The 15,095-nt window shown below is 69.9% G+C and carries 17 protein-coding genes; 4 read left to right on the top strand and 13 right to left on the bottom strand.

Going from position 1 to position 15,095, the window contains the following annotated elements; all coding sequences use genetic code 11:
* Positions 1-3: 3 nt before the first annotated feature.
* The 4 genes from SSQG_RS00540 to SSQG_RS00525 form a co-directional block, all read right to left on the bottom strand.
* Positions 4-504 carry a thioesterase family protein gene (locus SSQG_RS00540; RefSeq protein WP_003987684.1) on the bottom strand — a complete coding sequence of 167 codons (501 nt, stop codon included), beginning with the start codon at positions 502-504 and terminating at the stop codon, positions 4-6.
* Positions 501-1,481 carry a 3-hydroxyacyl-CoA dehydrogenase NAD-binding domain-containing protein gene (locus SSQG_RS00535; protein WP_003987683.1) on the bottom strand — a complete coding sequence of 327 codons (981 nt, stop codon included), beginning with the start codon at positions 1,479-1,481 and terminating at the stop codon, positions 501-503. Before SSQG_RS00535 ends, SSQG_RS00540 begins: the two co-directional genes overlap by 4 nt.
* A 48-nt stretch (positions 1,482-1,529) precedes the next feature.
* Positions 1,530-2,417: a 3-keto-5-aminohexanoate cleavage protein gene (locus SSQG_RS00530; protein ID WP_003987682.1), complete on the bottom strand. Its 888-nt coding sequence runs from the start codon at positions 2,415-2,417 to the stop codon at positions 1,530-1,532.
* A gap of 138 nt (positions 2,418-2,555) precedes the next feature.
* Positions 2,556-3,371 carry an IclR family transcriptional regulator gene (locus tag SSQG_RS00525; protein WP_003987681.1) on the bottom strand — a complete coding sequence of 272 codons (816 nt, stop codon included), beginning with the start codon at positions 3,369-3,371 and terminating at the stop codon, positions 2,556-2,558.
* A 1,109-nt stretch (positions 3,372-4,480) separates the two neighbouring features.
* Between SSQG_RS00525 and SSQG_RS00520 the strand changes: the two genes are divergently transcribed.
* Both SSQG_RS00520 and SSQG_RS43605 read left to right on the top strand, forming a co-directional pair.
* Positions 4,481-4,864 carry a hypothetical protein gene (locus SSQG_RS00520; protein WP_003987680.1) on the top strand — a complete coding sequence of 128 codons (384 nt, stop codon included), beginning with the start codon at positions 4,481-4,483 and terminating at the stop codon, positions 4,862-4,864.
* Between the two features lie 139 nt (positions 4,865-5,003).
* A complete protein-coding gene (locus tag SSQG_RS43605) occupies positions 5,004-5,567 on the top strand; it encodes a TetR/AcrR family transcriptional regulator C-terminal domain-containing protein (RefSeq protein ID WP_003987679.1) in 564 nt (187 codons plus the stop codon).
* A gap of 34 nt (positions 5,568-5,601) precedes the next feature.
* On the opposite strand, the gene SSQG_RS40525 is transcribed toward SSQG_RS43605, so the two are convergent.
* The 7 genes from SSQG_RS40525 to SSQG_RS43840 all read right to left on the bottom strand — a co-directional run bounded on the left by SSQG_RS40525 (position 5,602) and on the right by SSQG_RS43840 (position 11,113).
* Complete coding sequence (locus SSQG_RS40525; RefSeq protein ID WP_338117302.1) at positions 5,602-5,871, bottom strand: transposase; 270 nt, start codon at positions 5,869-5,871, stop codon at positions 5,602-5,604.
* Between the two features lie 111 nt (positions 5,872-5,982).
* Positions 5,983-6,945 (bottom strand): quinone oxidoreductase family protein, encoded by a 963-nt coding sequence (locus SSQG_RS00505; protein WP_003987677.1) that lies wholly within the window; start codon positions 6,943-6,945, stop codon positions 5,983-5,985.
* A gap of 388 nt (positions 6,946-7,333) precedes the next feature.
* Complete coding sequence (gene nadC, locus SSQG_RS00500) at positions 7,334-8,215, bottom strand: carboxylating nicotinate-nucleotide diphosphorylase (RefSeq protein WP_063749146.1); 882 nt, start codon at positions 8,213-8,215, stop codon at positions 7,334-7,336.
* Between the two features lie 249 nt (positions 8,216-8,464).
* Entirely contained in the window at positions 8,465-8,758 is a 294-nt protein-coding gene (locus SSQG_RS00495) for a DUF1330 domain-containing protein (protein WP_003987675.1), read from the bottom strand.
* A 33-nt stretch (positions 8,759-8,791) separates the two neighbouring features.
* The gene (locus tag SSQG_RS00490; protein ID WP_003987674.1) at positions 8,792-10,225 is read right to left on the bottom strand and encodes an MFS transporter; all 1,434 of its coding nucleotides are present in this window, start codon (positions 10,223-10,225) and stop codon (positions 8,792-8,794) included.
* Positions 10,222-10,584: a MarR family transcriptional regulator gene (locus SSQG_RS00485; RefSeq protein ID WP_039934565.1), complete on the bottom strand. Its 363-nt coding sequence runs from the start codon at positions 10,582-10,584 to the stop codon at positions 10,222-10,224. The genes SSQG_RS00490 and SSQG_RS00485 overlap by 4 nt, the downstream gene beginning before the upstream one ends.
* A gap of 127 nt (positions 10,585-10,711) precedes the next feature.
* Positions 10,712-11,113, bottom strand: coding sequence for a hypothetical protein (locus tag SSQG_RS43840; RefSeq protein ID WP_003987672.1), 402 nt, complete (start codon positions 11,111-11,113; stop codon positions 10,712-10,714).
* A gap of 79 nt (positions 11,114-11,192) precedes the next feature.
* Between SSQG_RS43840 and SSQG_RS41260 the strand changes: the two genes are divergently transcribed.
* Complete coding sequence (locus tag SSQG_RS41260) at positions 11,193-11,354, top strand: hypothetical protein (protein ID WP_003987671.1); 162 nt, start codon at positions 11,193-11,195, stop codon at positions 11,352-11,354.
* Between the two features lie 141 nt (positions 11,355-11,495).
* On the opposite strand, the gene SSQG_RS00470 is transcribed toward SSQG_RS41260, so the two are convergent.
* Both SSQG_RS00470 and SSQG_RS00465 read right to left on the bottom strand, forming a co-directional pair.
* Entirely contained in the window at positions 11,496-12,173 is a 678-nt protein-coding gene (locus SSQG_RS00470; RefSeq protein WP_003987670.1) for a response regulator transcription factor, read from the bottom strand.
* The gene (locus tag SSQG_RS00465; protein WP_003987669.1) at positions 12,174-13,358 is read right to left on the bottom strand and encodes a sensor histidine kinase; all 1,185 of its coding nucleotides are present in this window, start codon (positions 13,356-13,358) and stop codon (positions 12,174-12,176) included.
* A 277-nt stretch (positions 13,359-13,635) separates the two neighbouring features.
* On the opposite strand from SSQG_RS00465, the gene SSQG_RS00460 reads away from it, so the two are divergent.
* Positions 13,636-15,090 carry an alpha/beta hydrolase gene (locus SSQG_RS00460; RefSeq protein ID WP_003987668.1) on the top strand — a complete coding sequence of 485 codons (1,455 nt, stop codon included), beginning with the start codon at positions 13,636-13,638 and terminating at the stop codon, positions 15,088-15,090.
* The last annotated feature ends 5 nt before the right edge of the window (positions 15,091-15,095 follow it).

Below are 15,095 nucleotides of genomic sequence, written 5' to 3'. Positions count from 1 at the left end.
ATGTCAGGGCGCTGTGATCGAGCGCCCCGCCCACCCGGGCGGCTGCTCTGTCAGTTTCGTGAGGCGGTCGCGGACCGGGTCCGGGAACACGGTCGCACGGCCGGCTTCCTGGTCGACATGGAGGGCGAGCAGTTCCGTGGTGGCGACCGGGTCGGCATCCGCCTCCGGCTCGGCCTGCGGGTCGGGGACGACGTACATCTCGTGCGTGAAGCGCGCCTTCTTCCCCGTCGCGCCCAGCACGCGCGTACGTACCGCCAATGAGGCGCCCTCCGGCACATCCCGTAGATAGCGGATGTGGGACTCGACCGTGTACATCGAGCAGCCGGTGCTCTTGAGGTACGCGGAGTCCATGCCCGTCCGCTCCATGAGCGCGTCGGTCGCGAAGCCGAAGACCAGGACGTAGAACGCCTCGCTCATATGCCCGTTGTAGTCGATCCACTCGGGGCGCACGGTCTCGCGGAACAGCGGCAGGCGTGGCGGGTGTGGCGGCTGTGGCGGGCTCACTCGGCACCGGCCTCGGGACCGGTTTCGCTCCCGGGCAGACGTCCGGTGGCGCGCAGGACCGCGATGACACCCCGGTCGCGTTCCAAGACCAGGTCGGCGATCGTACGGCCGTCCGCGGCGTCGTCGCACCCGGCGACCACGGCGTCGTAGAGCGCCTTGTCCAGTTCCGGGGCTTCGAGGCGGGTCCAGGGGGATTTCAGGGACGGTCCGAAGTGGTCGAGCATATGGGCCATTCCGCCTTCGCCGCCCGCGAGGGCGAACGTGAGCATCGGCCCCATGATCGCCCAGCGCAGGCCCGGGCCCTCGGTGATGGACAGGTCGATGTCGCGGACCGTCGCCTCACCGCTCGCGACCATGTGCAGGGCCTCGCGCCACAGGGCCTCCTGGAGGCGGTTGGCGATGAAGCCCGGCACCTCGCGGTCCATGGTGATGACGGACTTGCCCGCCGTCTCATAGAAGCGGGACGCCCAGCGCACCGCCTCCAGGTCTGTCCGCTCCCCGCCGACGACCTCGACGAGCGGGATGAGATACGGCGGGTTGAACGGGTGTCCGACGACCAGGCGGCCTGGGGTGACCGCCTCGGTCTGCATGTCGGTCATCGGGTAGCCGGAGGTGGACGATGCGATGACCACCCCCGCGGGCGTCGCGGCGTCCAGCTTCGTCAGCAGTTCGCGTTTGAGGTCGAGCTTCTCCGGGGCGCTCTCCTGCACGAACTGCGCCTCGGAGACGGCCTCTTCGAGCGTCGCCGTGACGGTCAGCCGGCCGATCGAGGCGCCGGGGGCCAGGCCGAGTTGTTCGAGGGCGGGCCAGGCGGCCTCCACGAGTCGTCGTAGCCGGGCCTCGGCATCGGGGGCCGGGTCCCAGGCGGTGACGTCGTAGCCGCGGGCCAGGAAGTGGGCGACCCAGCCGCCGCCGATCACACCGGCGCCCACGCAGGCCACACGGCGTACCTGCTCGGGCGCACAAGTCTCCGTCATCCAGGGCTCCTTGAAAGGGGGGAGGGGTGAACCGGGGTGTGCCGCCGCTCAGCCACGCGGCTTGAGGCCGAGCTTGAGACGCGCCTCGTCGGGAGTCGCGACTCGCGCCCCGAGCGCCTCGACGATCGTCACGGCGCGCTCCACCAACTGGGCGTTGGTCGCCTTGACTCCCTTGCCCAGATAGAGGTTGTCCTCAAGGCCCACCCGCACATGTCCGCCGAGCAGCACCGACTGCGCCACCCAGGGCATCTGCATACGGCCCAGCGCGAAACTGGCCCACTGGGCGCCCTGGGGCAGCATGCTCACCATCGACTGCAGCACTCCGGGGTCCGCGGGCGCACCCCACGGGATGCCCATGCACAGCTGGAACACGGTCGGATCGTCGAGGAGCCCCTCGGCGAGCAGCTGCTTGGCGAACCACAGTTGCCCGGTGTCGAAGATCTCCAGCTCGGGCCGTACACCCAGCTCCTGGATGCGCCGGGCGCCGGTGCGCAGCATGTCGGGCGTGGAGACGTAGAGGTTCGACCCGTCCCCGAAGTTGAGCGAACCGCAGTCCAGGGTGCAGATGTCGGGCAGCAGGTCCTCGACGTGCGGCAATCGCTGCAGGCCGCCGACGAGATCGGTGCCCGGCAGCTGCTTGAGTGGCTCCTCCGGGTCGATGACGAGGTCGCCGCCCATCCCCGCGGTGAGGTTGATGACGACGTCGGTCCCGGTCTCCTTGATCCGCTCGACGACCTCGCGGTACAGCCGCGGATCGCGGGAGGGGGCTCCGGTCTCGGGATCGCGTACGTGGATGTGGACCTCGGCGGCGCCGGCTTCGGCGGCCTGCACCGCGGAGGCGGCGATCTGCTCGGGGGTGACGGGTACGTGCGGGCTCTTGCCCACAGTGTCGCCGGCGCCGGTGAGGGCGCAGGTGATGATCACGTCCTGGTTCATGGTCGCGCGGGTTCCTCTCTGAACGGAGGCAGGGGCGACGGAAGGGATGCGTCGACCCTAGCCGCGAGGAGACGGAAAACTCAATACCCCGGTTTCATGATGCGGGCGTACATCGCACGAAGTGAACGCGGGAGGCTCTCAGCGCGCCTGTGCCGCCTTCGCGATCTCGTCCGCCGCGGCCCGGGCGAGCGGGCCCAGCGCCGCGAACCGCGACTCGGGCACCCGGTCCTGCGGCCCCCAGATGCTGACCACCGCGAACGGCCGGCCCCGGCTGCCGAGCACCGGTGCGGAGACCCCGTAGAGGTTCCGCTCCATCTCGCCCACGCAGACGCTGTATCCGCGCTCCCGCGACTGTTCCAGCTCGGTCCGCAGCCGGGCCCGGTCCGTGATCGTGGTGTCCGTGTACGCGTCCAGCGGCCCGGAGAGCAGTGACTGGGCCTCCTCCTCCGGAATCCAGGCCAGCAGCGCCTTCCCCGTGGACGTGGCGTGCAGCGGCACCTGCCGGCCGAGCCACTTGGCGCTCAGCACGACGGGCGGGGTCACCTCGGCGATGTACGTCAGCCCCAGCTGTTGCACCACCGCGAGGTTGGCGGTCTCCCCCGTCTGCTCGCTGACCCGGCGCAGCGTGCCGTGCGCCCGGCGGATCAGGCCGTCGAAACCGGCGGCCGACGCCATCCGCGCGACCGCGAAACCGATCGTGTAGCGGTTGGTGACCGGGCTGCGCTCCACCAGGCCGAACTGCTCCAGCGTGGACAGCAGTCGCCAGGCCGTGGCGCGGTTGAGCCCGCACTGCGCGGCCAGATTCGAGGCCGTGTCGCCGTCCGGCGAACTGTCGGCCGTCGCCTGCAGCAGCGTGATGGCCCGCTCCAGCGACTGGACCTTGCCCGATGTTCCGCCCTGCTCGGGGACCGGTGCGGAGTTGTTGGTGTCGGTGGTGCGCTGGGACTTCGGCATGCCCATCTCATCCTCGGCTCGTGACGGTTCCGGCCCTTGACCTACCTGACTCTCATCCCCATCATCTCATCATCCGTGCGGCCATCGCGTCATATGAACGTCCTGAACGTCTTGCGATCAGAAGGCGAGGCCCAGTCCATGCCTGAAACCCACGCCCCCCACGCGATGAAGCGCAGGGATCTCCTCCGCGGCGGCGCCCTCCTCACCGCCTCCCTACCGGCCGCCGGCCTGTCCAGAGCACAAACGGTCAAGCATCTCCTGAGACCTCACACCGACACTGGGCGGCGCCCTGGGCTATGGCGGCGGCCAGGCCGGCACCGGCAGCGGGCTGCTGCGGAGCGGGCATTGAGTCGGGCGGCTGGACGGGCGCGGGAACGTTGTCCCGGGTCATGATGCTGCTCCCTTGAGCAGAGGGACCGAGGACAGCGGCCACCTGTGGTGGTGTCGTCCGCGTGGGGGGCGGTGAGCGCCTCGCGGCCGGCGCTCCTGCGGCTCTCTGCTTGAGAGCGTCCCTGTGGGGTCCCGGCCCTGCTCCAGGGTGGTGTGTTCAGCGTAGCGGCGATCGGTGCGGGTGTTGCCCCGAGTGTCTGGCGGGTGGTCATCGGTACTGCCTCCGGCGTGAGTTCGCCATAGTGGGCGGGACAGTGACAGGACTCAGGTGCTTGCGTCTCGTCCTGGCGGGCACGGCTCCTTCACCCCGTAGGGCCCGAAGTCAGGACCCGGACAGCAGCGACCGGGAGAAAAGATCCGCGCAACGACGAAGGCCCGGACGTCTCTGGTCCGGGCCTTGCGCTGCCGAAGTCCTCTGGCGGGTCAACGCCAGTAAGGGGATCGGAGACCTACCGTCTCCTCGTGCTCTCCCCGGGAACCGTCACGCTGCCCCCGAGTCGCGCCCGTTAGTCCGTTTCGCGGAGTCCAGATGCTGCTGAGCCCCCCCTCCAGGACCCGAGAATCCAGGGGTGGAGCGTGACAGTGCTAATCATGCTGCCGGGCGGGTGCGGAAGAATCCCCGAGGTGACCACCGACAGCGCCACCACCACGCTCTACGCCCAGGCCCTGCAGAGCACTGCCGCCGACCCGAGCCGCTGCGTCGTGCCGTGGGGGGCGTGATGAACAAGGCCAAGGCCGCCGCCGTTACCGTCCTCGCCGCCGGCGCGGTAGCTCTGCTGAGAAGGGCCGGCACTGGGCAACGTCCGACTAGCAGCGACCTAAACGAGTCGCTCATGGAGTCGGCGCCGACACCGCAGGAGATCGAGTTCGACGCCATCGTGCGCGTGGGTGCCGCGTTCGTCGGCGGCATCAAGGTCATCTCCACCTGGTGCTTCGGCGCGGAGATCGCAGTCCGATCCCGGTCCGGGCGAGGGGCATGGCAGGCGCATGTGCAGTACGACCCCGAAACGGGCCACGTCGACGCGTGGGGTACGTACCCGGCGTCGAATAGGCTCCGCCACTTCCGTGCAGATCTTGAGGCACGCCTAGCCGAAGCGTGGTGACATCGACCTCGCCTGCACCCGAGCTTGGCCGGTCGACTGGACGTGGCTTGCACCGGCCACGCCCTGACCGTCAGCACCCAGATCACCGACGGCTGGGTCCTGCCCGGCCTGACTCACCCTGTAATGACTGGCCACCATCGTGGACCGGATCCGCGATTACGTTGACCAGGCAGGGCTGCTCGACACCGAGGAGTTCCCCGCCATCGAGGACGACGTGACCGAGCTGCCGGGAGATCATCGGCGATGTCGAGTCCTCACTCGGCATGTGACGGTCCCGGCCGGGTGCAACAGAGTGGCTCCCAGGGCCCGCAGCCGCCCGATACCCTCAATCAGAATCGGGTGTGCCGGATGTGCTGGCTCCAGGGTGCCCGGCTGCGCCGCACTACCGGCAACCCCCGGCGCGGGCCTCGGTCATGGCGAAGACGCTCGCGCCGTGCGGCAGTTGGCCTCTGCCCAGGCGGCTCAATTCCCCGACCTGGCGGCGAGCGTACGCGAGCGCACAGCCCTGCGGGTACGTTCCGCCCTCGCTGACCGTCTGGCCCGCCTGGCTCTCGCTGGCCGCCTGCGCCCGTGCGACCCGGAGCTCGCCGCCGAGCACTTCCTCTCTCTGCTCACCGGCCCGATGGAGTACCGCCCCGACGCCGCCCCGGACACCGTCGCTGACACTGCGATAGACGTCTTCCTGCGCGCTTACGGAAAGTGACCCCCCAACCTGTGCCGATCAAAGAGGCGCGCTCTCACTGGTCGAGGCCCCGGTTGTGCATACGTGCGATGCCGCCGGCGGCCCAGAAGACACCGTCGCCGCGGCGACGGCAGTCCCGAAGGATCTTCCAGTTCTTCATCCGGGCGAAGGCGCGCTCGATGCGGGCGCGCACCCGGCGGTGTGAGACGTTGTGGTCATCCTTCCAGCCTTCGAGCCGGTCCTGGCCAGCCTTGCGACGGTGCGGCGAGGGTGCAGCGCCCGGTCCGCGTCGGCGGCTCGATGGATCCTCCTCCTGGCTGTTCAGCGGCAATTTCACCAGTCCGCTGACGGCCGCGGTGGTTGTTCTCGAACCATACGGTGGGGTCGGTGCGGGCCGACCGTGGGGCCGGTCGGGTAGCGAGACGGGCGTTCGTCGTCAAGGGCGCAGGACCAGCTTCCCCTTCGTGCGGCGGCCGAGGAGGTCCTCGTGCGCGTCGCGGGCCCGCGCCAGGTCGTACTCCGCGCCGACCAGGGGCCGCAGGCGGCGCCGCGCCGTGAGGTCGAGCAGCTCCGCCAGCTCCGCACCGCCGGCTCCGTTCCTGACGATGAGCGGGATGACCCAGAAGCCGGCGACAGCGATGTTGTCCACCGCCAGTCGGCCCGGCTCGATCGCGGCGGCTGTCTGCCGGGACGAGGCGCCGTAGGTCACCAGTCGGCCGAGGTGTCCGAGTGTGTCCAGGGCGGCGTCGAGGACGGGGCCGCCGATGGCGTCCAGGACGATGTCGACCGGATGTCCGTGGTTGGCGTCGAGGACCCGCTCCCGATAGCCGGCTGCGTCGCCGTCGATCGCCGCGTCCGCGCCGAGTTCGAGGGCGAAGGCCCGCTTCTCGTCGGACGACGCCGTGGCGATGATCCGTCCGGCCCCGAACTCCCGGGCCAGTTGGACGGCGAGACTGCCGGTCCCGCCCGCGGCCGCGTGGACCACCACGCTCTCACCGGGCCTGATGCGCGCGACCGACCGCAGCAGATGCCACGCCGTCAGCCCCTGCACGAGAACCGCCAGCGCCTCGCCCGCACCCACCCCCGGTGGCAACGCGACCAGGTGACGGTCGGCGACAACCGTCTTGGCGGCGTAACCGCCCTGCGGAACGTAGCCGAGGACTCGTCGGCCGGATTCGGTCCTGCCGACGACCTCCATCCCTGGAATACGAGGCAGGGGGCCTTGAGGGGCGTACGGACCGTCGGTGTGCTCGCCCGCGATCTGCTTGATGTCGCCGAAATTGACACCCGCGGCCTCCACCTCGACCAGAGTCTCGCCCGGCCCCGCCGACGGATCCGGCACATCGGCCTCCTCCAAGACCTCCGGGCCACCGAACCTCCCGTACCGCATGGCACGCATGAATGTCCTTCCTCGAGATCACTGGGTCCAGCCCGTCCGCAGAACTGCCCCGCAACGCTGGTCAACGGCCGAGCATGTGCGAAGTGCGGTCACCGGCCCGGGAAGCGGGCGCCCCAGGGTTCCTCTTCTAGGAGGAGCCCATTGGCCAGGCAGCTGAGGGTGCGGTATTAGCCGGCAGCACGAGGAGTTCGAGCAGCTGACCGTCCTCGTAGTGCACGCGCTGGGCATCCCAGGCAGCCTGTGTGAGCCGCGCCGTCTCGTGCAGTTTGTCGACCGCGCCGAGCAGTGCCGCGTGGTGGGGCGGCCATGAGACGTTCGCCGCGGGATCGGTGTCGGCCGTCGCCTGAAGCGTTGATGGCCGATCACGTCGTACTGGTGCGACTCGTACCTACTTGTCGGCTCCTTTTCGAGGGCTCCAGTCCCGGAACTGGCTTAGGAGCAGGGTGAGGTCGAAGGCGGGTGCGCTGTGGGTGAGGGCGCCGACGGAGATGGCGTCGACTCCGGTGAGCGCGATCGCTGTGACACTGTCCAGGCCGACGTTTCCGGAGGCTTCGATGCGGGTGGCGTGTGCCGCGCGCATCGCGACGACCTGCCGAATGTCCGGCAGGGACATGTTGTCCAGCATGATCCACTCGACCCCGGTGCGCAGCGCCTCGGCTGCCTGGGTCACCGACTCGACTTCGACCTCGACGGTGATGCCGGCGGCGTTGTGTGCGCGGACGGCTGCGACGGCGGCGCCGACCCCGCCCGCCGCGGCGATGTGGTTCTCCTTGAGCAGCACCATTGCGGCCAGGTTGAGGCGGTGATTGCTCGCCCCGGCGGTCGCGACCGCGTACTTGTCCAGGGCGCGAAGCCCGGGTGCCGTCTTGCGGGTGTCCAGGATTCGCACCGGCAGTCCGGCCACCGCGTCCACGAACGCCGCGGCGTGAGTGGCGATGCCCGACATGCGCTGCAGGAAGTTCAATGCCGTGCGCTCTCCAGTGATGATGGCGCGCGACGGTCCGGTCAGTTCCGCCAGGCTCTGTCCTGCCTGAACACGTTCTCCGTCCATTACCTGCATACTCACCTCGACCTCGTGGCCGAGCTGTCGGTAGACCTCGCCGAGAATCGGGAGGCCGGCGACCACGCCGTCTTGTCGGGCCAGGATGCGCGCGTGAGCACGAGCGTCGGCGGGCACCGCCCAGAGTGTGGTGACGTCGTCGTCGGCGCAGTCCTCAGCCAGCGCGGTTCGCACCGCCGACTCTCGGACCTGCGCATCGATTTCATTCATCGGGAGCCTCCGGTAGGGGAAACCGCGAAATTCGTGCATTCGGTGGAGTCGGTGCAGCTGCGGCGCCCGGCTTGGGTCGCAGCAGCGCTTTCACAGTCGCAGCCTTCGAACGGGCAGGGACCTGACCGCCACCGGTCTCGGCCAGGCTGCCTGAGCCGTGAGGGAACTAGCTGGTGACGCCCTTCACGGGAGCGGGCCGGTATACCCCAGAATCCTGCTGCTCTTGCGTGAAAATCCGGCTGGACCTCGTCAGTCGATGCCTTCGACGATGCGGAAGTCGCGCTCGACGCCGTCGGAGAGGGCGACCAGCGCCTCCTGGTAGGCCGCGCTCTCGCGCGCCGCGACGGCCTGCTCGAAGCTGTCGAACTCGACCAGGACGGTGCGCTCGGCGATTCCGGCGTCATGCGCCACGACCCGACCGCCACGGACGAGGGTCCGGCCGCCCCAGGGCTGGACGGCCTGACGGGCCAGCTTGTTGTAAGCAGCCAGCTTCTCAGGGTCTGAAATGGTGCGGTAGACGCTGACCCAGTAGCCCTTGGGCATGGAACCTCCAGTGTTGGGATGAGTGCATCTGACTTACGGGTTGGTCTCGGACGAGCGTCGGCGGGCGAGAGCGAGGCTTGTCAGCGTCGTGATCGCCATGGCACCGATGCCGACCAGCGCCGCGGTGGTGTAGGCGCTGTCGTCGGGGAAGAGGTGGCCGGGGCCGGTGCCCGCGGCGAGGGTCAGGCCGCCGATGGCGCTGCCCAGGGAGTACCCGACGCTGCGGACGACGTAGTTGAAGCTCATGGCGCTCGACGTCTCGCTCTTGGGGGTGACGGCCAGGATGACGCCGGGCATCGCGGCCGAGAAGCCGCCGACGCCGAAGCCGAGCACGCCCATCGCCGCGAACAGTCCGGCCAGGTCCGACCGGGCCGCCGCGAACAGGGCGAACCCGCCGCCGACCACGACGGCGCTGCCAGCCAGGAGCAGGGGGTCGGCGATTTGCTTCCGGACCCGCGGCGTGAGCTTGCCGGCGACGGACCCCAGCACCGAGAACGGGATGAGGACCAGCCCGGCGACGAAGGTCGTCAGCCCGAAGCCGTAGCCGGCACCGTGCGGCGTCTGCGCGTACCGGGTGATGAGCGTGAGCAGGAGGTACATACCGATCCCGCCGACGAACATGGCGAGGTTCGCCCCGGCGACCGCCGGGTGCCGCACCGCCCGCACATCGACCAGGGGCGTCGTGCTGCGCAGCTCGATGACGGCCCAGACGCAGAACAGCACCACCGCGACGACGGCGAGGCCCGCCGCCACGGCGAGGTGCCGGCTCCACAGATTCCGTTCGCCGGCGAGGAACAGCACCAGAAGCAGCGCAGCGGCCAGGACGACCGCGCCTGCCACATCCACGTGGGCGGAGCGGCCTTCGGGGGCTTCGGGCATAGAGCGCCACGCGGTCACGAGAGCGGCGGCGGTGACGACCAGGCCGAGGCCGTAGGCGGTCCGTACCCCGCCGAGCTCGGCGAGCAGTGCGGCCAGCGGGTAGCCGACGCCGGCCCCGATGATCGAGACCACCGAGATCAGGGCGATCACGGCGGCGCTGCGCTCCTCGGGGAGGTGGTCCCGGGCCACGCCCATCATCAGCGCCGTCAGCCCGAGCCCGACGCCCTGGGCCGCCCTGCCGGCCAGCAGCCACGTGAACGGCAGCGGCAGTACGGTGAGCGCACTGCCGGCGACGACGACCGCCAGCGTGGCGAGGATCGTGGCCCGCCGGTGCGGGCCGGCTCCGAGCCGTCCCAGGACCGGCGTGGCGACGGCGCCGCTGAGCAGCGCGACGGTCAGCGTCCACTGCGCGCTGCCGAGCGAGACGTGGAACGAGGTCGCCACGCTGGTGATGAGCGGCGCCCCGAGGCTGGCGACCGCCGCCACGACCAGAGCGATGAACATCAGGGCGGGGACCAGCAGCCGTGCCTCAGAACGCGCCACCGGGAACGCCTTCGCCGCGACCCGGCCGACCGGCTGACCGGTCACTGCTTCGGGCCTTCGCGGTTCTGGCTTTCGAGCTCTGCCAGATGCTTCAGTGCCGGAAGGGCCGCCACCATCGCCTCGACCTCGTCGCCGGTGAGCTCGCCGATCAACCGCTCGAACGCGTGGACGCCCGCCTGGCGCCGCGTCCGGACATAGGAGACGCCGGCCTCGGTCAGGCACACCAGCGTGACCCGCTTGTCGGACGCATCGCCCCGCCGCTCGACCAGGCCGGACTCCTCCATCACCCGGACCAGGGCGGTCATCGCGGGCTGGGTGACGCCCTCGACCGCGGCCAGATCGGTGATGCGCCGCGGGCCGGTCCGGTCAAGGGTGGCCAGGGTGGCGGCGGACGTGAGGCTCATGTCCCGGGGCAGGCGTCTCGCGGCCCTGGTGGCCAGGCCGTAGAGGGCTGCCCCGATGGCGGCGGACACGCCAGGAGCGGTGTCTTGACGACTCATGCTCGAAGCATAGCATTTTTATATTCATTGTTTATATAAATGGGGCGCGGGCGGCACCGCCTGTTGGGCACCCGAAGCCATCGAGATCGACGACAACTTCGGCTCCACCCTGTACGACCAAGACGAGCGCGACACCCTGCCCGCTGAGGCCCTCGCCGCCTCCCTCGGCTGCGGCGACCCGCCCGCGCTGGCCGACCTCCACGAAGGTGAACGCGTCCTGGGCCTCGGCTCCGGCGGCGGTATCGAGGTGCTGCGCGATCGACTCCGTCAGCGTCCGCGCCCTCAAAGGGGGCAACTGACGGGACCGAATAAGGAAGGTGCCGAGGGAGCCCAGCACCAGATGATCGAGGCTTTCCTGGCGTGAGCGCACGCTGAACACCGATGACGCCCTCAAAGCCGCCCACGCGGAGATCGCCAACCAGCGCGAGCGCATCGCCGAACTCCGGGGCCAGATCGCCGAGCTGCAGCAGGACTGGACAGATGCCGACGTCGTACGCATCACCACCGCCAACGTGGCCCTGCGCCGTGAGATCAACGCGTTGACGAACGACAACGAACGCCTCAGCAAGCGCCTCACGGCCGCCCGAGACAACGCTCGCTTCGCCGACCGGCGCATCGCTGCACTGGAGGCCAGCATCGCCGAGCAGCTCATGGCGCCGCCCGCCGACGGCTGAGAACGGCACGTCGCACCAGATGGTGCCCACGGCCCCGTCCGCCCGCGTAACCGCGCGGGCGGACGGGGCCAGCGCCTCACGCTGCCGGAGCGCATGAACATGCACGCTTCCGTGGTTCGCAGACGGCCGGCCACAGGCTGGTCATTCCTCTGCGTCGCGGACCAGGAGTGCGATCTGCACCCGGTTCTCGACCGTCAGCTTGGCGAACAGGCTGCCTGTGTGCGCCTTGACGGTCGCGATGCTGATGCGCAGCCGCTGGGCGATCTCTGGGTTGCCCAGTCCGTCCGCGATGGCCCGAGCGGTCTCGAGTTCTCGTTCGGTCAGTGCGGACAGCTGTTCCCGTGCGGCTTCGCGGGATGAGCTACGAGCGTGAGCGGACTGCGGACCGGTGGCTGCGGCGATCACCCGTGCCGTGGCTGCTGGAGACAGCACGGGGTTGCCGTCCGCGACGGTCCGCACCGCGTCGAGAATCTGCGGCGGTTGGGTGTCTTTGAGCACGAACCCGAGGGCTCCGGCGCGCAGTGCGCCGAGCACCAGATCGTCGGAGTCGAATGTGGTCAGCATGAGCACCCGCGGCGGCGCCGGCCGGGTGAGGAGTTCCCGGGTCGCGCTGAGACCGTCACGGCCGGGCATGCGCACGTCCATCAGTACGACGTCCGGCCGCTGCTCGTCCACCACGGTGATCGCGGCGTCCCCGTCGGCCGCCTCCGCGACGACGGTCAGGTCCTGTTCGCCGTCGATGACGAGCCGCAGCGCCATTCGCACCAGCTGTTCGTCGTCGACGATGACGACGCGCACCGGCTCCCGCTCGCCGTCCACTCAGGTTCTCTTTTCGTGGGTGGGGTCCGGCCAGGGTAGTTGCGCGGTGAGGAGATATCCGTTGTCGGGTGTGGGGTGGTGGTTGAGTTTTCCGCCGGCGAGGTTGACTCGTTCGGTGAGGCCGAGCAGGCCGAATCCCGATGCCGGTGGTTGTGCGTTTTTTGTGGTCCCCGGGGAGTTGCGGACGCTGACGTTGAGTTTGTCGCCGGCTGTCCCTTCGAGGGTGATGTGTACGTGTGTGTCCGGGGCGTGTTTGGCGGCGTTGGTCAGTCCTTCCTGGACGATCCGGTAGCAGGTTCGTCCGACGACGTCGGACGGTTGTCCCGCCACGGTTGTGGTGAGCGTGACGTCCAGTCCGGAGGCGCGGGCGTCGGCCACCAGTTCGGGGAGGCGGTCGAGGGAGGGTTGGGGTGGTTCCGGACGGCCCGAGTCGGCCCGGAGCACACCGAGGACATCCCGTAGTTCTTCCAGGGCTTGGTGGGAGCCGTCGGCGATGCCGCGGACCAGCACGCGGTTTTCCTCTGCTGTGAGGTCGCTGCGGTGGTCCAGCACTCCGGCCTGCATGGCGACCAGGGAGATCCGGTGCGCGAGCACGTCGTGCATCTCGCGGGCGATCCTGTTGCGTTCCAGAGCCCGTGCCTGCGCCGCTCGTGCGGTCTGTTCCCGTTCCGCGCTCTCCGCCCGCTCTCGCAGGGACCGCACTTCGACACGCCGCGCGCCGACGGCCATGCCCACGGCCACCGCGATGCCTGCGGTCAGTGCCGGGAACGCGAGCTGAAACCAAAGCGAGCCGGGAGGGCTCCGGACCGGGTGGAGCCCGACAGCGAACTGTGACGCGGTCACGTAGGCCAGCCCGACGACTCCGATCTCCATCGGACGGCGACGGGTGGCGAGCGAAGCCAGCGCCAGCAGCGCGGCGCCGGTAGCGAGTGCCGACGCGGGTGAGGCGATCGCGACCGTCATGGCGACGGCGAGCGGGAACCGCCGTCGCCACACAAGCGCCGTCAGGCAGCCGAGAGCCACCAGCGGATCACCGGTGACGAACCAGGAACACGTATCGGTCGCGCACCCACGCGGCAGCAGCACACCGACGGAGAGCCAGGTCGGTATGCCCACTGCCGCAGCCGCCACCAGCCGCCAGGTCTGCTGCCATCCCCCGAGCCGTGGCGCGACGTCTGTATACACCTGGCCATTGTCGCGAAGCCGTACGGCCGTTGGGTCAGACCGGGGGCTGATGTGTCCTTAGACCAGAGTCGAACCACCGTCTCGACTCTGGTCGAAGGCGATCCGAGCCGCCAGGCCGATGTGCCGGCGGCGCCGCACGGACAGACTCGTCGAGGCGGTCGGGATGGTGATCACAGCCCTGTCCGCCCCAGCGGCGATCGCCCTCGGCGATCCCCCGCGGGTCCGAGGCGAGCACGCCCGTTCCGGCGCCCCCGTGCGCCCCTCAGGAGGACATCAGATGCACCGAACCTTGTCCCTAGCCCTCGCCGCCACCGCGGTGGCGGCGGCGACCGCGATGCCGGGAGTGTCTGAGGCGGCGACGCCGGACACCGTGCGGTGGGGCCCGTGCTCGGAGAAGGCAGCCTTGCCCCGTCTGGAGTGCTCAACGCTCGAAGTCCCCCTGAACTACCGGGATCCGGACGGCCGGCAGATAGAGATCGCGATCTCCCGGCTGGCGAGCAAGGAACCCTCGCAGCGCCGCGGCGTGCTGCTGACCAATCCGGGCGGCCCTGGCATCGCGGGACTCGGCTACCCGGCCGTTCTCGCCGGCTCAGGGCTGCCGCAGGAGGTGCTGGACTCCTACGACGTGATCGGCTTCGACCCGCGTGGCGTCGGCCGCAGCACGCCGGTGACCTGCGATCTGACGCCGGAGCAGCAGGCACGCGGCAACGTCGCGCAGTACGCGCACACCGCGGCCGCTGTCGCACGGGAAGCGGGGAACGCGCGGATCGTCGCCGAGCAGTGCGCCACCTCGCGGACGGCGTGGATGCTGCCGTACACCACCACCGCGAACATCGCGCGCGACATGGACCGGATCCGGGCGGCGCTGGGCGAGCCGACGCTCTCGTACCTCGGTGCCTCCTACGGCAGCTACCTCGGTGCGGTGTACACGACGATGTTCCCGAAGCGCAGCGACCGGGTCGTGCTCGACAGCAATCCGGGCCCCGGCGGCTACGACGTCACGGCCATGCGGTTGCTCGCCCGTGGAATGGAAGACCGGTTCCCGGACTTCGCGGCGTTCGCGGCCGCGCACCCCGAGTACGGTCTGGGCACCACGCCGGAGCAGGTGAGGGCGAAGTTCTTCGATCTCGCCGAGCGGCTGGAAGCGAAACCGGTCCACGGCTTCGATGGGACGTTGTTCCGATGGATGACGTTCGAGGGCCTCTACAGCGATGCGGGCATGCCCCTGGTGGCCAAGACCTGGCAGGCACTCGACACGAACCAGCCGCCGCCGCCCAGCCCGCCGTTTCCGAACATGGAGAACCTCATGTCCGCCCGCTTTTCAGTGATATGCGGCGACGATCGATGGCCGGAGACGGTCCGGGAGTATCAGCGCAACGTCGCGGTCGACCGGCTGAAATACCCCATGCTGGGCGGGTCCACGGCCAGCATCGGACCGTGCGCCTTGTGGCCGGACAAGCGGGTCGAATGGCCGGTGCGCATCGGTGACCGGGGCCCGTCGAACGTGCTCATGGCGCAGAACGAACGCGACCCGGGGACACCGCTGGCCAGCGCCCAGAAGCTGCGGCGGGCGTTCGGGAAGCGGGCCACGATGGTGACGGCCGACCAGGGCGGGCACGGCGTCTATCCGTCCGGCCCCAACGTCTGCGCGAACGACGCGGTGACCGCGTTCCTGACCACCGGGCAACGCCCGCCGCAGGACCTCGCCTGCGCAGCCGAACCCAGCAAGTAACAGGA

Origin of the sequence: Streptomyces viridochromogenes DSM 40736 (assembly GCF_000158955.1) — a bacterium.
Classification (GTDB): domain Bacteria; phylum Actinomycetota; class Actinomycetes; order Streptomycetales; family Streptomycetaceae; genus Streptomyces; species Streptomyces venetus.
This window is presented reverse-complemented; position numbering and strand designations above follow the sequence as displayed.